Raw genomic sequence first — 18,134 nt, 5'->3', positions numbered from 1 at the left:
ACCACCCTTGGGTATGCCGTACTTGGTTTTCAAGGGATGTGCTGTATTTGTGCGATCATTTGCCACGCTATGCCGGTCAGGACGGAGCCTATGAGCGCAAAGCCTAAGTAGGCCGCGAAAATGCGTGGTTTGACAAGTGCCCAGACCGCCAGCGCCGCGGGGATTGAACTGACGCCGCCCGCGATCATAAACGACATTGCCGCGCCGGGTGCCATGCCTTGGTCGAGGAGGTCACCGATCAGGGGGGCGGCCGCGTAGCCATTGAGGTAGGCGGGCATGCCGACCACTGCGCCGAGCAGGATGGTTCCGATGCCGCCGCCGCCGAGGATGTTGGCGATGAAGTCGGCGGGCATGTAGTGGACCATTAGTCCTTCGATCACATAGGCGAGCGTGAGCCATTTGATCAGGAAGACACCGTTTTCAAGTCCTGCATTGCGGAAGATCTGTTTGCGTTCCGGCACCTGCCAGAAGCGCCAGACAGGTGTGGCTGAGAAAGGTGCCTTGACCCCGCAGCAGCCGCCGGCAGCGGGTTTTTCGCGCAGGGGATTGGTGAATATGGGGGTACCGGACAGCAAGAGCGTGCCGAAGCCGCCGAAGAGGCCGAGTGCCACTGCGGCGAGGGTTTTGGCGATGGCGAAGTCGAGTGTGATGGCGCCGGTGGTGATCGCAAACATGGCCGGGTCCATGAGCGGAGAGGCTAGCCAGAAAGCCATGACAGCTGCAAGAGGCGCGCCGACTGCCAGCAGCGCGGCGATGAAGGGGATCACCTCGCACGAACAGAAGGGGGAGAGGCCGCCCAGCAGAGCTGTCATGACGATCATGCGGGCAGGGTTGCCCTGAAACGCCTTGGCCAGCAGGTTTTCGGCGCCTGTGGCCTTGAGGTAGGCGATGGCAAAGACGGCGAAGGCGATGAAGGGCAGGGTGCCAAGAAGTGCGCGGAGGGCGAAGCTTGCGACGTCGTCCACGCGGGGCAGGTCGATGATGGCGACGAACAAGAGGATGAGGCCGGAGGCGAGCCAGACGCGGTCGATCCGTGACCAGAGTGACGGGGCGGCGGAAGTTGAGGTGGTGTCAGCCATGGGCGTCGTCCTTGGGCGGGCTGTCCGCGCAGCATTCGTTCAGCAGAAAGTCGGCCAGATCCTGAACCTCGTCAAAGGCGACAGCGGCGCAGATGATGGACCTACCCTGGCGCGCTTGGGTCACGAGGCCTGCGGAGGCGAGGATTTTGACATGGTGCGTGAGCGTGGAGCCGGTGACGCCCGTGCGCTCGCCCAGCGTGCCGATGCTGAGGCCCTCGGGGCCTGCGCGCACGAGCGTGCGCAGGACGGACAGGCGTTGTTCGGAGCCGAGTGCGGCGAATGCTGCTGCGGCGCGTGTGAGGTCGAGTGGGGAGGGCGAATCCATTTTCATATTTTTAGAATTGTTGAAATGATTGAGTTGGCGCAAGTATTATTTCGAATTTCATCGAAATGATTGCCCAAGTGTCTGATGCGGCTTAGGTCTTTGCCATGGCTTTGACCGATGACATCCGCGCCTGCACCTTGTGTGCCGACCGCTTTGCCGCGACCGAGACGGGGCACAGCCCGCGCCCCGTGGTGTGGTTCAAGCCCGGTGCGCGGATTCTGGTTGCAGGGCAGGCGCCCGGCGCAAGGGTGCATGAGAGCGGCAAGCCGTTTACCGATCCATCGGGCGATCGCTTGCGCGATTGGTTGGGCATGGATGAAGCGACGTTCTATGACCGCGACAAGCTCGCCATCGTGCCTATGGCGTTCTGTTTTCCCGGCTATGACGCCAAGGGGTCGGATCGACCACCGCCCAAGGTTTGTGCGGCGACGTGGCGGGATCGGGTGATGGCGGATGTGGGGGACGTGCCACTTGTTCTGTTAATCGGTGGCTATGCGCAGTCCTGGCATCTGGGCACGCGGAAGTCTGTGCGCGAGACTGTGGCAGGCTGGCGCGACTTTGCGCCTCGGGCCTTTCCCTTGCCACATCCGTCGTGGCGCAATACCGCGTGGCTCAAGAAGAATCCCTGGTTCGAGGATGAGGTGCTGCCCGTGCTGCGCGCGCGGGTTAGGGAGGTTTTGGCGTGACGGAAACGGTTTTGGATCAGGCGCATGCGGCGATGCAGGCGGCACCGGACGACGATCAGGCGCGGCTGCGTTTTTTCGAACGGTTGGGTGATGCCGAGCTGTTTTTGCTGTTGGAGGCAGAGAGCGACGGGGATCAGGCAACGCCACAGGTGTTTGATCCCGGGACCGGGCCGATGGTGTTGGTGTTCGACCGGGAAGAGCGTCTTGCTGCCTTTGTCGGGGCAGAAGCCCCCTATGTCGCGCTATCCGGCCGCGTGATTGCGGGCCTGTTGGCGGAGCAGGGGCTTGGGCTGGGCCTGAATCTGGATGTGGCCCCGTCGTCTTTTTTGCTGGATGCCGACGGTGTGCAGTGGTTGGCGCAGACGCTCGGTCATGCTCCGGATGAGGTTGAGGCGCAGCTTGCGGAAGTGACCGCCCCCGCGGGTTTGCCCGATCTATTGATCACCGCGATTGACACCAAACTGGCAACGGCGACCGGCTTGGCGCAGGCGGCCTATCTGGTGGGCACGACCGATGCCGAGGGCGCGCGCGGCCATTTGCTGGCCTTTGTCGGGGCCGCGCCGGGTGCGGAAGATGCCTTGGCGCGTGCGGCGTCCGAAGCGCTGACCTTTTCCGGGATCGAGGCCGGGGCGATGGATGTCGGCTTTTTCGATGCACGCGATCCGGTGACGGAGCGATTGGCGCGTGTCGGGTTACGTTTTGATCTGCCGCAGCCTGCACCCGCACGTTCGCCCGATCCGGTTGCCCCGGGGATGGACCCGGAGCGCCCCCCGCGGCTGCGCTGAGGCGCGACCTACGATCACGTATTCCCGCGTCTGCTCACATCGGCGCGAGGCGGGCTGAAATTCTGGACCAATCGGTCGTATTATCGCATGATGCGTTGCGAACACATGCAGCGCGCCCCGTTTCACAGAGGATTTCGCAGATGATGAACCGTTTCACTTTGGCCGTCGCGGCGGCTGTAAGCGCCCTGACCCTTGGTACCGCTGCTATGGCCGGTGACCAGTATGTTGACGAGACCGGCTTTGCCGTGTCGGGCTATGATGTCGTTGCCTACTTCGATCTTGAGATGAAACCTGTCGGTCAGACCCAGACGGCCCCTGTCGCGGGCAATGCCGACATCACCGCCGAATACAACGGCGCGACATTCGCGTTCTCGACCGAAGAGAACCGGGACAAGTTCGTCGCCGATCCTGCCCGTTTTGCGCCGCAGTATGACGGGCATTGCGCTTATGGTGTAGCCAAGGGCGGTAAGGTGCCTGCCAACCCGTATCTGTGGCGTATTGTCGATGATAAGTTGTACCTGAACATCACTGAGAACGTTGTGGGCTTCTGGGAAGAAGACATCCCGGGCAACATCACCCTGTCTGAAACGAACTGGGTGAGCATTGAGGAAGACCCCGCATCTGACCGCACGATCCCGCAGTTCACGAGTGCTGCGCCGAAGTCGTGATGTGAACGACGTGCCCGGCACGGACCAAACCGATCATCGGGCAATGGCCCCGGCGCGGATGACGCGCCGGGGCTTTGGGCTTTTAGCGGGTGGGACGATTGTTGGGGGCGCTGTGTTTGCGGCGCGCTGGTACAATTTGTCTGCCGAGGCCGGGGCCGAGGGGACGTTGAGCGTCCCTGACGCACATGCAGCGGCGCTGAGCGGGCGCGTGCTCCTCATTGACATTCGTCGTCCGGATGAATGGCGGCGCACGGGCGTGGGGGAAGGGGCCGTTCCCATCGACATGCGCCGTAAAGATTTCGAGGATGTCTTGCTGACGCATACGGCGGGGCGCACTGATGCGCCTGTTGCGCTGATCTGCGCGCGTGGGGTCCGCTCGCGCGGCTTGAGCCGTCGCCTGACTGCTGCCGGTTTCACGGCGATCATCGACGTGCCTGAGGGTATGTTGGGTTCGGGTGCGGGACCGGGCTGGTTGAAGCGTGGTTTGCCAATTGTTGCGTGGGCACCTGAACCGGGGTGATCCGATTGCGCGCCTGACGGCGCACGACATTTTTGATTTTGGCTTCGGCTTCACCAAGACAAAACCTTTGTCTCTGATCCAGCCCCGCATGATCTTTGGCGTGACAGAACGCTGACACCTTCCCAAGGAAAATAGCCGTATCCCCGCCATGGCGGGATCCCTCGGCGATTTTCCTTGGCAATGCGCCATCGTCCTGTCCCACGTCGATCAAGCGACGCTGGCTCCGAGACAAAGAGGCCGCGGCTGCGCAGGCAGACGCGGCCAGTGGCAAGGGCTGCTTTGGCGAAGTAAAAGCTGCCAGCCACCCCGTGGATCAGATGCCCGCAAGGTTTTCCCAGCTGGGAAACCAGACGCAATCTGTGGTCCGCAAGATACTGACCATCAAAACGAGCTGGTCACCCCGTACCGGATCACGTGATCCGGAAATCGTCTAGTATTACTCCGCCGCTATTTTCGGTGCTTCGATTGTGGCGCGCATTTCGGCGCGGGCGGTGCGGGCGTTGGCCACGATGGCCGGTTCGCGCAGCGTCAGCGGGTTGTCGAGCCGGAGGCCGGACAGACTGATCTGTGCAAGAGGGTAGGCGCTGAAACCCGACAGTGGCACCGCGAAGGCGAGGCTGACCGCGATGGGGATCAGCCACCACGATACCAGACCCATCCCAAGACCCACAAAGAGAAGTCCGCCAATCAGAGATTCGATCCAGTGGAACTGGACTAGGGTCTTTATCGGATAGGCCTGGGCCGTGCGGCTTTGCGGTGTCCAGCCGCCGCGTCCGATCAGGCCGCCGATCACGGCCTTGGTTTGCTGGATCATCATGATGGGGGCATAGGCCACGGAGAGCGCCAGTTCGGTCAGCACAGCGCCTGCAAAGACGCGGCGCCCGCCGAAGAGCCGCACGGCCTTGCCGTTGGCAGCGATGATCAGGGCCGACGTGATCTTGGGCAGAAGCAGCATCGCGTACATCACCACCAGGAAGATTGCGCTGTCGATATGTGTCATGGCCGGGGGCCAGTTCGGGAAGAGCGGGTTCGCCTCGTTGAAGTAGGATATCACGTTGGTTTCTGCGTCGCGGCCCAGAAGCGCCCAGAAGATCAGAAGCACGAACCATGCGGGCGACATCAGGTAGGCGGCGGCCCCCTGGAACAGGTGGAAGCGGCTAACTGGGTGCAGGCCACGGGTTGCCAGCAGGCGCAGGTGCTGGAGGTTTCCGCGGCACCAGCGTCGGTCGCGAATGACGTAGTCGATAAGCGTGCCGGGCGTTTCTTCGAAACTGCCGGAGATGCGGGGCAGGAAGCGCACGCGCCAGCCTGAGCGGCGCAGAAGAGACGCTTCGACAAAGTCGTGGCTGAGGATCAGGTCGGGCCGTCCCGACAGGCTGCGCAGGTAGGGCAGGCCGGCAGAGGAGGCGAAGGCACGGGTGCGGATGATCGCGTTGTGGCCCCAGTAGTTGCCTTCGGTCCGTGCCCAGTGGGCAAGGCCCTCGGCCAGAAGCCAGCCATAGGCGATGTTGGAAAACTGCTGCATCCGGGCAAAGACCGTGTTGGCGCCGATCAGCTGCGGGAAGCTCTGGATCAGTCCAGCCTTGGGGTCGGCCGCCAGTTCGGTCGAGAGCCGGTCGATGGCGCGGCCGGTCATCAGGCTGTCTGCGTCGAGCACCAGCATCGCCTCGTAAGACGCGCCCCAGCCGGTGATCCAGTCGACTAGGTTGCCAACTTTCTTGTCCGTGTTCTGGGCGCGGCGGCGATAGTGGACGGGCAGCGGTGCCCGGGCGCGCAGCGCTTGAAAGGCGTCCCATTCCTGCGCCGCGATGGCGTCATCCGTGGTGTCGCTGAGAATGAAAAGGCTGTAGCTGTGCCCACCCTTTTGCCGCGTCAGATCATTAAGCATGGCGGCTGCATTGCCGAAAACGTCCCAGGGCGTCTCGTTATAGACCGGGACGAGCAGAGCCACGTCCAATGGATCGGCTGAGGCTGGCTTGCGGCTGGGGTCGAGCCGACCGGCAAGCCCCACGCCGACGGTTGAGACCGCAATCGTCACCCAGATGAAAGTCAGGCCGATCAGGGTCAGGAGTACATATTCGAAGCCGGTCATGCCGGACATCGCAAACAGGCCATAGAGACCCCAAAGCACCCCGCCTGTGATGGCGAGCGCGGGCAGGAAGACGGCCATGCGCCAGATTGGGTCCTGACGACCGGTTCCTGCATCCGCACCGACAGGTGCGTTGCTGAAATCCTGTGCCGGCATGGCAAGCGGTGCGCGGGGGGGCATTGAGGTATTCATCATGTCGTCCACCTATATAGCCAGACTTCACTGAGCGCTTGTCCGTCCAGGCGCAGTTGTGCGCGGAATTCGGCCCAAGGGGCGTCACCCGGAGTGAAGGTGAAGGCTAGACGCGGGCCGCCTGTTTCGGGATTGCGCTGAATGATGCCCTCGGTGACATCGCCCGTCGTTGATCGGACGAGCCTGTCGATGCGCGAAAGATCCTTTGGTACGTGCGGCGCATCCTCGAAATCGATGGTGAAGATGCGCCCGCCTTCGGGCCTGCCACCGGCAGCCGTATTCAGGACCCGCAGTGGCATTGCGGCGGTGGGTGCTGGATCTGCACCCCAGTCCAGACGGTAGGTCATGCGGTGGGAATTGCCTGCCGGGATGTCGGCAGCGGGGCGCCAGTAGGCGACAATATTGTCGAAGACTTCGCTGTCTGTCGGGATCTCGACCAGCGCGACAGAGCCGCGACCCCACCCCTCACCCGGTGTGACCCATAGGCCCGGACGCTTATGATAGAGCGCCTCCAGATCATTGAAATCGCTGAATTTCCGCGCTCGTTGCATCAGGCCGAAACCCCGCGGGTTGTTGTCGCTGAAGGCGCTGATTTGAAGGGTGCGCGGGTTGGCCAGCGGGCGCCAGATCACCTCGCCCGCGCCATTGTGGATCATCAACCCGTCATTGTCGTGCACGGCGGGCCGGAAGTCGTCGAACCGCTGCGTGTCCATGTCATCGAACATGAACATGGAGGTCAGTGGTGCGATGCCCAAATGGGTCAGGTCCTGACGGGCGAAAATCTCTGCCTCGACCTCCATGACAAGGGGCTGGCCCGGCATGATTTCGAAACGGTACGCACCGGTGCACGACGGGCTGTCGAGCAGGGCGTGTACGATGATCTGGGCCGCGCCTGTGCCCGGGCGTTCGATCCAGAAGTGGGTGAAGTCAGGAAATTCTTCGCCCATGGGATCACCGGTTTTGAGCGCAAGTCCGCGCGCGGACAGCCCATAGATGTCACCAGTGCCGATTCCCCGGAAATAGCTGGCCCCCTGAAACACCGCGTATTCCTGGAAAATGCCTGGCTGACGCAGCTCCGCCCGCAGGCGCAGACCGGAATAACCCAGCGTGTCATCCACGGGCATGTCGGCGGGGAACTTGTCGGTTGTATCAAAGACGTTCAGGTCAAACTTGATCGGTCGCGCTTGATCGCCTTCGACCACGTAGGTGCGAATGGACTGCGGGTAGTAGAGGCCCGGTGCGAGCACGTCGATCCGCTGGGGGCCGTCCGTGCCTTCCCAAAGCGCGTTGCGCCCGTCGAACCAGATCTTGCGATACTGGTCATAGGTCAGGTTTCGCCATGCTTCGGGGATCAGAGGGCGGGGTTTGTACGCGTGCGTGGCCTTCTGCCGGGCCAGTTCAACCACATCTTGCGGGCTGAAGGCGGTTGCATCGCCCAGTTGCAAACCGGGTTCGTCCTGCGCCCAGGAGGCGCTGGGGGCGGCGGCCAGTGCGGCCAGAGAAGCGAGAAACTCGCGTCGGATCATCAGCGGGTCACCTTTGGTTTCCATGGGGTCGATTTGAACCATCCCGCCAGATAGGCGGTCAGGATCAGAACCCCGCAGCCAAACGCATTGACGGCCAACACGGTTCCCGTGTCCCGGCCCAGCACATCCATGGCGAAACCATTGAAACGGGCCACAAAGATCGAGACAACGAAGACGGCAAGCGATTGTTGGCCGACTTTCAGGATGAGGGTGAGTATTTTCTCCCACACGCGGGCCAGCGCATGTGTGGCCGTGACCCGCAGCCGGTTGCCCTTGTCCCCCGCCAGCACCCAAGCCAGATAGGCGAGCGCGAGAAACTGGGTATAGCGCAGGACACCGAAGTCGGATTTTGAAATCCACTGCCGGTTCTCGGTTCTCCACTCACGTGCCCAGTCGAGCCCAAGGCCGCCGTTTTCCCGAACGCCGATGCTTGAGAAGGGAATGTTTGCAAGCACGATGAAAGTGGCGATGCCGATCAGCAGGGCGTTCACCGGCGGTTTCGGCAACCAACCGCGCATGAATGCAAACCCGGTGAAAAAGACCAGTTGCCACGCGAAGGGGTTCAGAAACCAGCGGCGTTGCCAATCGTCATTGCCGACCCAAGGCTCTGCCGTGAAGTTCAGGTAGGGCAGGCCCGCCGCCTCCATGAACCGGCGCTGGCCCAATATCCACATTGCAATACAGAACGCGGCCACCAGGCCAAGGTGAACGCGCGCAAGTGCGATGACCAGCGGCATCATCGCAAGGATCACCATGTACATGGGCAGGATGTCGAACAGGTTCGGCACCCATTGCAGGGTCATGAAGCTGAACAGGATGTTGGGGTTTTCCCAATGCTCGCTTTCGACAAACAGCATCCACAGGTTCATCTGACCCCAGTAGTTGCGGTCCGTGATCCCAAGGTCGGTGACGTAGACAAGCAGAGCCGCCGTGGCAAAAAAGAGGCCCACATGCGCCCAATAGACCTGCCAGATCCGAAAGCCTACACGGGCCGTGCCAAGCGCGAACCCGGCGCGGTCGAACGTAGCCCCGAATGCAATGGCTGATGCCATGCCCGAGCAGAACACAAACATCTCTGTCGCGTCGGAAAACCCCCAGCGCGCGGGAATCCAGCGTGTTAGGAAGTTGCCCGGTGTGTGGGCAAAGAGGATGATGAACATCGCGATGCCGCGGAAGAAATCCAGACGGATGTCGCGGACACGGACCGGGTTGGCTGTGGCGGCCGCGGCTGGCGCCGGGGCTGCGTTTGTGGGATCGGCAAAAGTCATGGCCGGTGTCTACTTTACCTTACAATCGCGTACCATCCCCGCGTCATTGCGCCGGGATACGCTGGGCATCCTGGATCGCGGCGAGCCGTGTTGCTGCAAAACGGTCGACGGCACCCGCGCGCCGGGCAATCCGGTCTTCGATCAGCGCCTCGGTCGCGGCGTACATGCCTGAGCGCAGTCCAGCGTCGATGGTCATCCGCTCAAACACGTCGCGCTGGGCGTGGCTGCCCCCGATGGTTTGCATCGTGGGCCGCGCGGCAGCGAGATCGCTGAAGGCCGCGTCATAGCGTCCTTCGGCAAAGGCATTGAGGCCAGCCAGAGCAGCTTTGCCCGGATCGGCGACGCGGGCGGGCATTTCGCCCTGGCGCGCCGCATCAATGGCAAAGCGTGCTGTCATGGCGGCCTGCGCATCGTCGCGACCTGCGGCGCCGAGCGCCAATTGATAGTGTAGGTCAGCAAAGACGAGGCAGCCGTCGTCTGTGCGGTTTTGAGCGAAATCAGCCAGTTCGTCCCAGCGGCTGCCAACCTGCGTGCCCTCAAGCTCAAGCCGCATCAGCAGGGACGTGGCGTTTGCGATGTCGCGGTAGTCGTCCGTCTTGTCCGCGCGGATTTGCTGGTCGTAAAGCGCCAGAACGATGTCATTCTCACCCCGGTCGAGGTGCAGGAGCGCCTTGTGCCACCAGACGTGGTAGCGGAAGTTGTTGCAGTGATCCCAGGCTGAAACATTTTTTTCGATCAGGGAGATACCTGCATCGGGTCGCGCCGTCATGTCATAGACGTGGGCTACGGCGTGCAGGCCCCAGGCGTCGTCAGTGGCCAGCTCCAGCCCCTTGAGCCCTGCTGCTTCGGCTGCGGCGTAGTCGCCGGTTTCTTCGAGCGTGAAGGCGTGACAGCCGTGAACGTAACCTTCAAGAGCGTGGCCCTTGTGGGCCTCCAGCACGTTTTCGATGGACGTGCGCATGCCCACGCCGTCGCCCAGGATAAAGCGGATGGCATGGCTGACCTTGGCCGATAGCGTGTCGGTGGGGTGTTCGGCCAGAACACGCTCCATCGCGGCGATGGCACCTGAGGGGCGGCCATCCAGCCATTCGCCTAGCGCGCGCACCCAGAGGCGTTCGCGGGCACTGCCGCCCGAGACTGCAAGCGCTGCCACGGCATCCTTGCCTGCCTGATGTGCGACGTCCCATAGCTCCTTGCGGCCCATCATGAGCGAGAACAGCCCCTTGGCCGCGAAGCCCATGGCAAAGTGGGGTGCACCGGACAGCACTGCACCCAGATGCGTCGGGGTTGCCGTGCCGTGGGCCATGAAAGCGTGGATCATTCCGTTCCACTCTTCAACAAGAGCGGGGTCGTCCAGGCTGACCGGCGCTTGGCAAATATCGTGCATCATTGGGGCGCTACCTCTTACCGTGTGCGTTCGTGTTTTTGGTGTAGACCATCTAGGACCCTTTGACATGTTGTGACGCCTAGACACACGTAACCGTGAAACACCGTAGGCGGTTCCGTGAGCAAAATGTCAGCACATTCGTTAAAAGCAGGCGAAAACCGGCCAAGGCGACTGGATCAGTCAGGATTTTCTTGCGTGTTTTGAGGGGCTAATGTTGCAAGAACCGCTGCCGTATCCTGCCCAAATCGCGGCGGGGCGTGGCGGTATGTGACCGGAGTTGCAGAGAACTTGAGCGGATTCGCCAAGAGCCGGACGTATCCGTCCGCCACATCCTCTCGTTCCACCGCGACAACCGTGCCGCGGGCCTGCGCCTGATCCGAGTTCAACGCCTCTGCCACGTCATGAATTGGCCCGCCGGGCACCTTCACCGCGTGCATTTTGGCAAGCAGTTCATCCTTGGTCATTTTCGCCAGGATCGGCGTCAGGGACGCGGTCAGCGTCACCCGGTTTTCAATGCGGCTCAGGTTGGTCGTATAGCGCGGATCCGCCCCCAGTTCCGGCGCGCCGATGGCGTCGCAGAAGCGAACGAATTGGCTGTCGTTGCCCACGGCGACCAATACGTGGCCGTCGGATGTGGCAAAGGCATCGTACGGCACGATGTTCGGGTGCGCATTGCCGCGCCGTTCGGGCACGTTGCCGGAGACGAGGTAATTGCACCCCTCGTTGATCAGCCACGCCATCTGGGCGTCCACAAGGCTCAGGTCAATATGTTGCCCTTCGCCGGTCTGGTCACGGTGCCGCAGCGCCGCCAGAATCCCGATGGTTGCGTACATCCCGCACATGACATCCGCGATGCCAACGCCGACCTTTGTGGGCGTTCCATTTGGTTCACCCGTCAGCGACATGATCCCGCCGTAGCCCTGCGCCATCAGGTCGTAGCCTGGCTTGTCCCGGTTCGGTCCTGTTTGCCCGAAGCCCGAGATGGAGCAGTACACCAGCCCAGGATGCGCTTTGAGAAGTGTGTCGTGGTCCAGACCATATTTGACCAGTCCGCCGGGTTTGTAATTCTCGATGACCACGTCGGCGCGCGCGGCGAGTTGGCGTACCACGGCCTGCCCCTCGTCGGTTGACAGGTCCACGGCCACGGATTGCTTGTTGCGGTTGGCAGCCATGAAATAGGCCGACAGGTCCGTCGGGTTGCCATCGCGGTCGCGCGCATAGTTCGGACCCCAGCTGCGCGTGTCATCGCCGCCCGTCTTGGGGTTCTCGATCTTGATGACGGTGGCTCCCATGTCGCCCAAAAGCTGTGTGGCGGTCGGCCCGGCCAGGATGCGCGACAGGTCGAGGACAAAGAGGCCATCAAGCGCGCCTTTCGGCTCAGATGCGGCCATCATATGCCCCCCGTTCGATCAAGGCCGCAATAACGGTGAACGTATCGGCGGTTTGTGCTGCGGTCAGGGCGGCCGTCAATTCGGCGCGTGAGGTCACGGTGTGTCCCGCGCCACCAAAGGCCCGGCCCATTGCCGCAAAGTCATGTTTGGCAAAATCAACGCCTGCATTGGTCAGTCGACGCTGCCGTTGCTTCAACTCGATCAGGGCGAGCGACGCATCGACAAACACGACGAAGATGGTTTTCAGCCCAAGTTCAGCGGCTGTCGACAATTCGCCTGCGACCATCAGGAAACCTGCATCGCCCGAAAAACTGACAACGGTCCGGTTCGGGTCAGCCACCTGCGCGCCCATGGCCAGCGGGATGGCGCAGCCCATCGTGCAGAGCGCCGATGACTGCATCAGCCCGCGGGGTTCGTAGCACTCCCACATCTGGCTGAGAAGGATTCGGTGCGCACCACTGTCCGCGGTGGCCAGCACGTCACGCGGCAGTTCCGTCCGGCAGGTGTCGATCACTGCGGCGGGCCCCCAATCGTCATCTGTCGGAAAGGCCTTGGCCAACTCGGCCTTTGCCGTTGCGACCTCATCACCAGCCCATGTGTCGCGCGGTGTGACCCCTTCGGCCATCGCGGCGAGGGTTGTACTGCAGTCACCCACGACATTCATCGTGGCCTGATGCATGTAGTGGTGGTTCGGCTCCGCGGTGATGTCGATCATGGTCTGGATGCCGGGGAAGTAGAAATCGCGCCAGCCGGTGCGCATCTCAATGGGGTCATAGCCCAGTCCGATGATCAGATCGGCGCGCTGTACCAGAGGCAGTAGGATGTTGTCTGCCTTTGGCGACAGGCCCGCACCGACCAATGCGAGAGGGTGGTCCTCAGGCAATAGGCCCTTGGCCTTGTATGTGGTGATGACCGGCACGTTGAAGGTTTCGACAAAGTCCTTGAGCGCCGATGACATGTCCTGCTGGCGCGTGTCGAACCCTTGATTCAGAGCGTCAACGCCGACAATCAAGATAGGCCGGTCTGCCTTGGCGAGAAAGGCGCGCATCTGCGCCAGTGTTGCAGGTGCGGGGACCACAGGCTCGGCCGCTGCGCGCCGCGCCGGAAGTTCAGGCGTGACCGGTGTGACCGCAACGGTGATCGGCACGTCGATGTGGACGGGTCCGGGCCGACCTTCCAGCGCGATGCCCACCGCTTTGTCAGCGATCACGTGGGCTGCACCGGTGTTCAAGGTGAACGTTGCCTTGGTGATAGGCCGGAAGACTTGTGTCTGATCCAGGACCTGGTGCGTGTAGGTTTGCGCCTCGTCTGCATCTACGCAGCCCGCAAGAACGATCAGCGGCACGCGGTCCTGATGGGCGTTTGCGACTGCGTTCACGCCATTCAGCGCGCCGGGGCCCACTGTGGCCACGAGAATTCCGGGCGCGCCGGTCCGGTGCCATGCCCCTTCGGCCATGAACGCAGCCGCGTTTTCGTGCTTGCACAGGATGAACCGGATGCCTGCGCGTTCCAGCGCATCCACAATTGTCAGAACCTCGCCCCCCGGCATGCCAAAGGCGAAACGGCAACCAGCGTCATAGAGCCTGGTCGCCAGAACGTCCGCTGCGCGGGGAGAGGAGGGGGGGATGTCTTTCATCGGTCATCTTCCAAATGTCGGCACCGCGTCTTCCTGTCATGGTCAAGGCTGACGCACAACTCACACCTCCGCCATGGTTTGTTTCACTCAGGGCTTGACCTTCCAGTCACTGGAAGCCTTATGCGTGCGGTATGAGTGATGTTTTGACTTTTGGTGTGTCCGGCCTGAACTGCGCATCGTGCGTTGGGCGGGCCGAGGCGGCGCTGGCTGCGATGCCCGGCGCACGGGATGCGCGTGTGAACCTGGCTGATCACAGCGCGCGCGTGTCGGGCGTTGCGGCGTCGGATGTGATGCGGGTGATGGGCGATGCAGGCTATCCGGCAGAACTGCACCGCGTTGAGCTTGCTGTGCCTGGGATGTCCTGCGCCTCTTGCGTTGGGCGGATCGAGGCAGCGGTGCGGTCCGTTCCGGGGGTTGTGCGCGCCGATGCGCGGCTGCCAACCAAGACGGTCGTCATTGAAATGCTTGGACCCGACGCGCCGGTGCACGCGGCGTTGCGCGGTGCTGGCTATCCTGCGGACACCTCTGAAAAGGTGCGCCAGATAGACAGCAGCGATGAGGTGTCGGCCCTGTTTCGCCGATTTGTTTTCGCGGGTCTTCTGACCCTGCCCATCTTTCTGGTTGAAATGGGGGGGCATGCCTATCCGCCTCTGCATCACTGGGTGATGCGCACCATTGGCACGACAAACAGCCATCTGTTTCAACTGCTGCTGACAGGCATTGTCTTGGCCGGACCTGGTGCTGGGTTTTTCCGGCGCGGGTTTCCAAATCTGCTCAAGGCGCGTCCAGACATGGACGCGCTTGTGGCCTTGGGCGCGGGTGCTGCATTCTGGTTCTCGGCTTTCTCGGTCCTTGCGCCCGGTGTCCTGCCGCCAGCCGGTGTGTATTTCGAAGCTGCCGCCGTCATCGTCACTTTGATCCTGATGGGGCGTTGGCTGGAAGCGCGCGCGAAGGGGCGCACCGGTGATGCCGTGCGCCGTCTTTTGTCGTTGCGCCCCGAACAGGCTGAGCGTGTTGTCGATGGGGGGACGGAGCATGTCCCGCTCACGAACGTGGTGGTCGGTGATATGCTGCGCTTGCGTCCCGGCGGTCGCGTTCCTGTCGATGGTGTGGTCGTGGATGGCTATAGCCACATCGACGAAAGCATGCTGACGGGTGAGCCTGTGCCGGTTCTAAAGCAGCCCTGCGATCAGATAACCGGCGGAACGGTTGCGACGACGGGCAGCCTGACACTGCGCGCGACCCATGTGGGCGAGGATACGGTCCTTGCGCGCATCACGGCACTGACCCGCGATGCGCAGGCCGCACGGCTGCCGGTCGAGGCTTTGGTCAATCGCATCACGGCGTGGTTCGTGCCGACAGTCCTTGTGATTGCGACATTAACCTTTGTAACGTGGTGGGCGTTGTCTGGGCTCGCTCCAGCTGTTGTGGCGGCTGTGTCTGTTCTGATCATTGCATGCCCGTGCGCCATGGGGCTTGCCACGCCCATGTCGGTTATGGTGGGCACAGGACGGGCCGCAGAGCTGGGGGTTCTGTTTCACAAGGGTGATGCCTTGCAGCTCTTGCAGGACGCAAAGGCGATTGCCTTTGACAAGACGGGCACTCTGACGGTTGGCGCGCCAAAGCTGCATGACGTCGCTGTTGCGGAGGGGTGGCACTCGGAGCAGGTTCTGACCCTGGCCGCAGGCGTCGAAAGCCTGTCCGAGCACCCGCTTGCGCGCGCGGTGGTCAGCGCGGCGTCCGGTACGCCGACGCAAGTCGACAGTTTTGATGCCGCGCTGGGGGCAGGTGCGGTGGCTTTCGTAAATCAGCAGCGTGTTGTTGTTGGCAATGCTGGCATGCTGGCCCGCGAAGTGGTCGCTGTCGACCCTCACTTGATGGCGATGGCAGATACCTGGGCGCAAACGGGTGCGACCGTTGTACATGTCGCTGTCGAGGGCACGCATGTTGCCGCCCTTTGCATCCGGGACACAGTACGAGACGGCGCAAGATCGGCTATTGCGGCCCTCACTGCACAGGGACATGTCGTTGCGATGATTTCGGGCGACACGGAGGCAGCGGCGCAACACGTCGCGCGTGAACTTGGCATTGAAACAGTGGTTGCAGGTGTGAAGCCGGACCAAAAGGTTCAGGCAATTGAAGACCTGCGCAGGCAACATGGCAGCGTGACCTTTGTTGGGGATGGGTTGAACGATGCCCCTGCGTTGGCCTCTGCGGATGTGGGCCTTGCGGTAAATGGGGCCACGGACGCGGCGATTGAGGCGGCCGATGTGGTGCTGATGTCTCCTGAGCCTGCGGCGGTGTTGCGCGCCCTGCGCATGAGTGCCGCGACGCTGCGCAACATCTGGCAAAACCTGGGCTGGGCATTTGTCTACAACACTGCCCTGATTCCGGTGGCCGCTGGCATTCTAGTGCCATTTGGTGGTCCGCAGCTATCACCTGCACTCGCAGCGCTGGCGATGGCGCTCTCATCCGTTTTTGTCGTCACCAACGCGCTGCGCTTGTGCACCAAGGGGGCCGCATGAATATCTCGCAAGCCGCTGCGGCAACGGACCTGCCCGCCAAAACGATCCGCTACTACGAGGATATCGGTTTGATCACTCCCGACCGCGGGGACAATGGGTATCGTTCTTTTTCAGACACGCATATCCATCAACTGACATTTCTCGCCCGCGCACGGGCGCTTGGATTTTCGGTCGAGGATTGCAGATCCCTGCTGGAGTTATGGGAAGACCGGGACCGCGCCAGCGCCGATGTCCGCAAGATCGCGCAGGAACACCTGAGTGCCATTGAAACCAAGATCGCGGACCTTACGGCCATGCGCGACACGTTGGGCCATCTGGTCAAAACCTGCGCAGGTGATAACAGACCAGACTGTCCCATCCTGAACAGCCTGTCTTCTTCTGACTGAAAATACCACGGGGGAGGCCGCAGGCCGGGGGCAGCGCCCCCCTGAAATATGTCGTCGCCGTCAGGCGGCCGGTGGATCAGCGGCGGCGGTCGCGGCGTGACGACATGGGCTGGAACGCAACACCCACATGCGCTTCGCAATAGGGTTTGCCCTGTTGCACCGGCAGACCGCAGAACCAGAAATTGTCCGTCGCCGGGTCGCCAACGGGCCATTTGCAGGTCCGCTCGGTCAACTCCATCAGGCTGATCTTCTTAGCCTTCTTCTCCACCTCGTTGACCTTGGCCAGCGCCTCAGGGCTGATCTCGTTGGCCGACGGCTGCGGGGGCAGGGGTTGGCCTGCGGGGATGATCTGCTTGCGGGCGGGAACGGCGGCTTTTGTCTCGGGGACGGGCACAGGTTTGACTGCCGGTTCCGTCTTGGGCTGCGGTTTCGGCTCGGCCTTGGCCTTGGGCGCTGCTTTCGGCTTTGCATCCGCCTTTGCCGTCGTCGCACCGCCGCCGCCGGCGCGGTTCGACAGGCCAAGCCGGTGCACCTTGCCAATGACCGCGTTGCGGGTCACGCCGCCAAGCTCCTTGGCGATCTGGCTGGCCGACTGGCCCTCGCCCCACATTTTCTTCAAGAGTTCAACGCGTTCGTCGGTCCAGGACATCAGCAGCTTTCCGATTTAAAAAGCGGCCTCACGCGGGGCCGCCTTTGTGTCTCATTGAGTGTTAGCATCCCATTCTAGTCACGTGCGTCGAAGTTACAAGGGAGGACCTTTTTCTTCTGGCGTGGTGCGTCGTCCCTCCCGGATCGCCAAGAGCAGCGCGCCTGCAATAATGATCCCGGCACCCAGAATGGTAATGCCATCCGGGATCACGCCGTAAAACGCGATGTCGTAGAGGGCTGCGAAAATCAGCGTGGCGTAGCTAAAGGGCGCAACAAAGCTTGCATCAGCGCGCGCCATGCCGTTCACAAAGCAGGCCTGCGCTGCCGCCATCGCGCATCCGACCCCCGCCATCAACGCCCATTGCGCCGCGCTGGGCGGGACCCAGACAAAGGAGACGGCGAAACCTGCGATGCACAGCCCGATCGCATTGTTGACCAACAGGATCGAGAATGGTCCCTCACGCCTGGTCAGTTTCTTGATGAAGCTCAACTCGAGCCCCAGCGCCATGGCCGCGCCCAAGGCCAGCAATGCTGCAGGTTGGAAACTTTCAGGTGTTGGCCGCAGCAGGATCATGGCACCCACAAGGGCGATGGCGGCTGCCAGCCAACGCCACTTGCCCACGCGCTCACCCAACAGCGGGATCGCAAGGATCATACCGAACACCGGATTGAGGAAGGAAATGGCCGTCGCGTCCGCGAGTGGGATATAGGCCACGGATGCGAACATGAGGGTGACACCTGCCCAGCCGCTTGTGGTCCGCGCCAGATGTAGACCCAGGTGGGGCCTTTGCAGGTTTGGTCGCAGCACGAGTGCGACGCTGCTAACGGTCAGGAAGGCGAACAGGAAGCGCCCAAAGCTGATTTGGAAAGGGTGGAGCGCCGTTCCAAATTGTTCTGTGCCCAAAGCCTTCGCAAACAGAGTCGTCGCGGCAATGAAAGCGCAGGCGCAGACAATCAAAATCGTCGCGAGGGCGGGGTTCTGGGCCTTGGGCGCAAACATGCGAGATGGGTGCGCTTCTACGG

The 18,134-nt window shown here is 62.3% G+C and carries 16 protein-coding genes; 6 read left to right on the top strand and 10 right to left on the bottom strand.

Going from position 1 to position 18,134, the window contains the following annotated elements:
• Nucleotides 1–29: 29 nt before the first annotated feature.
• Nucleotides 30–1,079 carry a permease gene (locus tag RA29_RS05140; RefSeq protein WP_039683462.1) on the bottom strand — a complete coding sequence of 350 codons (1,050 nt, stop codon included), beginning with the start codon at nucleotides 1,077–1,079 and terminating at the stop codon, nucleotides 30–32.
• Nucleotides 1,072–1,410 carry a helix-turn-helix transcriptional regulator gene (locus RA29_RS05135; RefSeq protein ID WP_039683460.1) on the bottom strand — a complete coding sequence of 113 codons (339 nt, stop codon included), beginning with the start codon at nucleotides 1,408–1,410 and terminating at the stop codon, nucleotides 1,072–1,074. The genes RA29_RS05140 and RA29_RS05135 overlap by 8 nt, the downstream gene beginning before the upstream one ends.
• Before the next feature lie 98 nt (nucleotides 1,411–1,508).
• Between RA29_RS05135 and RA29_RS05130 the strand changes: the two genes are divergently transcribed.
• The 4 genes from RA29_RS05130 to RA29_RS05115 all read left to right on the top strand — a co-directional run bounded on the left by RA29_RS05130 (nucleotide 1,509) and on the right by RA29_RS05115 (nucleotide 4,063).
• On the top strand, nucleotides 1,509–2,090 hold the full coding sequence (locus RA29_RS05130; protein WP_039683458.1) for a uracil-DNA glycosylase family protein: 582 nt from the start codon (nucleotides 1,509–1,511) through the stop codon (nucleotides 2,088–2,090).
• Nucleotides 2,087–2,875 carry an SseB family protein gene (locus RA29_RS05125; protein WP_039683456.1) on the top strand — a complete coding sequence of 263 codons (789 nt, stop codon included), beginning with the start codon at nucleotides 2,087–2,089 and terminating at the stop codon, nucleotides 2,873–2,875. The genes RA29_RS05130 and RA29_RS05125 overlap by 4 nt, the downstream gene beginning before the upstream one ends.
• A 143-nt stretch (nucleotides 2,876–3,018) precedes the next feature.
• Complete coding sequence (locus tag RA29_RS05120; protein ID WP_039684016.1) at nucleotides 3,019–3,543, top strand: YHS domain-containing (seleno)protein; 525 nt, start codon at nucleotides 3,019–3,021, stop codon at nucleotides 3,541–3,543.
• Between the two features lies 1 nt (nucleotide 3,544).
• Nucleotides 3,545–4,063 (top strand): rhodanese-like domain-containing protein, encoded by a 519-nt coding sequence (locus tag RA29_RS05115; RefSeq protein ID WP_241462549.1) that lies wholly within the window; start codon nucleotides 3,545–3,547, stop codon nucleotides 4,061–4,063.
• Nucleotides 4,064–4,499: 436 nt separating this feature from the next.
• Here RA29_RS05115 and mdoH read toward each other — a convergent pair whose 3' ends face one another.
• From mdoH to RA29_RS05085, 6 genes are all read right to left on the bottom strand, one after another.
• On the bottom strand, nucleotides 4,500–6,347 hold the full coding sequence (gene mdoH, locus RA29_RS05110) for a glucans biosynthesis glucosyltransferase MdoH (protein ID WP_152612933.1): 1,848 nt from the start codon (nucleotides 6,345–6,347) through the stop codon (nucleotides 4,500–4,502).
• Entirely contained in the window at nucleotides 6,344–7,870 is a 1,527-nt protein-coding gene (locus tag RA29_RS05105) for a glucan biosynthesis protein G (protein ID WP_039684010.1), read from the bottom strand. Before RA29_RS05105 ends, mdoH begins: the two co-directional genes overlap by 4 nt.
• On the bottom strand, nucleotides 7,870–9,138 hold the full coding sequence (locus tag RA29_RS05100) for an OpgC domain-containing protein (protein WP_039683454.1): 1,269 nt from the start codon (nucleotides 9,136–9,138) through the stop codon (nucleotides 7,870–7,872). Before RA29_RS05100 ends, RA29_RS05105 begins: the two co-directional genes overlap by 1 nt.
• 43 nt (nucleotides 9,139–9,181) lie before the next feature.
• On the bottom strand, nucleotides 9,182–10,528 hold the full coding sequence (locus RA29_RS05095; RefSeq protein ID WP_039683452.1) for a tetratricopeptide repeat protein: 1,347 nt from the start codon (nucleotides 10,526–10,528) through the stop codon (nucleotides 9,182–9,184).
• 173 nt (nucleotides 10,529–10,701) lie between these two features.
• Nucleotides 10,702–11,919, bottom strand: coding sequence for a CoA transferase (locus tag RA29_RS05090; RefSeq protein WP_039683451.1), 1,218 nt, complete (start codon nucleotides 11,917–11,919; stop codon nucleotides 10,702–10,704).
• Nucleotides 11,903–13,552: a thiamine pyrophosphate-binding protein gene (locus RA29_RS05085; protein ID WP_039683448.1), complete on the bottom strand. Its 1,650-nt coding sequence runs from the start codon at nucleotides 13,550–13,552 to the stop codon at nucleotides 11,903–11,905. The genes RA29_RS05090 and RA29_RS05085 overlap by 17 nt, the downstream gene beginning before the upstream one ends.
• A gap of 131 nt (nucleotides 13,553–13,683) precedes the next feature.
• On the opposite strand from RA29_RS05085, the gene RA29_RS05080 reads away from it, so the two are divergent.
• Together RA29_RS05080 and cueR are read left to right on the top strand one after the other, a co-directional pair.
• Entirely contained in the window at nucleotides 13,684–16,077 is a 2,394-nt protein-coding gene (locus RA29_RS05080) for a heavy metal translocating P-type ATPase (RefSeq protein ID WP_039683446.1), read from the top strand.
• Nucleotides 16,074–16,463 (top strand): Cu(I)-responsive transcriptional regulator, encoded by a 390-nt coding sequence (cueR, locus tag RA29_RS05075; protein ID WP_039683443.1) that lies wholly within the window; start codon nucleotides 16,074–16,076, stop codon nucleotides 16,461–16,463. The genes RA29_RS05080 and cueR overlap by 4 nt, the downstream gene beginning before the upstream one ends.
• 76 nt (nucleotides 16,464–16,539) lie before the next feature.
• Here cueR and RA29_RS05070 read toward each other — a convergent pair whose 3' ends face one another.
• Both RA29_RS05070 and RA29_RS05065 read right to left on the bottom strand, forming a co-directional pair.
• Entirely contained in the window at nucleotides 16,540–17,112 is a 573-nt protein-coding gene (locus tag RA29_RS05070; RefSeq protein ID WP_039683441.1) for a GcrA family cell cycle regulator, read from the bottom strand.
• A gap of 93 nt (nucleotides 17,113–17,205) precedes the next feature.
• Entirely contained in the window at nucleotides 17,206–18,111 is a 906-nt protein-coding gene (locus RA29_RS05065) for a DMT family transporter (protein ID WP_039683439.1), read from the bottom strand.
• Between the last annotated feature and the right edge of the window lie 23 nt (nucleotides 18,112–18,134).

Source organism: Tateyamaria sp. ANG-S1 (assembly GCF_000814025.1).
GTDB lineage: Bacteria > Pseudomonadota > Alphaproteobacteria > Rhodobacterales > Rhodobacteraceae > Tateyamaria.
This window is presented reverse-complemented; position numbering and strand designations above follow the sequence as displayed.

What these genes read in the sequence shown, in the direction of transcription:
- RA29_RS05120 (WP_039684016.1), top strand. Translation starts at nt 3,019, where the DNA reads ATGAACCGTTTCACTTTGGCCGTCGCGGCGGCTGTAAGCGCCCTGACC.
- RA29_RS05085 (WP_039683448.1), bottom strand. Translation starts at nt 13,552, where the DNA reads ATGAAAGACATCCCCCCCTCCTCTCCCCGCGCAGCGGACGTTCTGGCG.
- RA29_RS05080 (WP_039683446.1), top strand. Translation starts at nt 13,684, where the DNA reads ATGAGTGATGTTTTGACTTTTGGTGTGTCCGGCCTGAACTGCGCATCG.
- RA29_RS05135 (WP_039683460.1), bottom strand. Translation starts at nt 1,410, where the DNA reads ATGAAAATGGATTCGCCCTCCCCACTCGACCTCACACGCGCCGCAGCA.
- RA29_RS05070 (WP_039683441.1), bottom strand. Translation starts at nt 17,112, where the DNA reads ATGTCCTGGACCGACGAACGCGTTGAACTCTTGAAGAAAATGTGGGGC.
- RA29_RS05095 (WP_039683452.1), bottom strand. Translation starts at nt 10,528, where the DNA reads ATGATGCACGATATTTGCCAAGCGCCGGTCAGCCTGGACGACCCCGCT.
- RA29_RS05105 (WP_039684010.1), bottom strand. Translation starts at nt 7,870, where the DNA reads ATGATCCGACGCGAGTTTCTCGCTTCTCTGGCCGCACTGGCCGCCGCC.
- RA29_RS05100 (WP_039683454.1), bottom strand. Translation starts at nt 9,138, where the DNA reads ATGACTTTTGCCGATCCCACAAACGCAGCCCCGGCGCCAGCCGCGGCC.
- RA29_RS05090 (WP_039683451.1), bottom strand. Translation starts at nt 11,919, where the DNA reads ATGATGGCCGCATCTGAGCCGAAAGGCGCGCTTGATGGCCTCTTTGTC.
- RA29_RS05065 (WP_039683439.1), bottom strand. Translation starts at nt 18,111, where the DNA reads ATGTTTGCGCCCAAGGCCCAGAACCCCGCCCTCGCGACGATTTTGATT.
- RA29_RS05130 (WP_039683458.1), top strand. Translation starts at nt 1,509, where the DNA reads ATGGCTTTGACCGATGACATCCGCGCCTGCACCTTGTGTGCCGACCGC.
- cueR (WP_039683443.1), top strand. Translation starts at nt 16,074, where the DNA reads ATGAATATCTCGCAAGCCGCTGCGGCAACGGACCTGCCCGCCAAAACG.
- mdoH (WP_152612933.1), bottom strand. Translation starts at nt 6,347, where the DNA reads ATGATGAATACCTCAATGCCCCCCCGCGCACCGCTTGCCATGCCGGCA.
- RA29_RS05140 (WP_039683462.1), bottom strand. Translation starts at nt 1,079, where the DNA reads ATGGCTGACACCACCTCAACTTCCGCCGCCCCGTCACTCTGGTCACGG.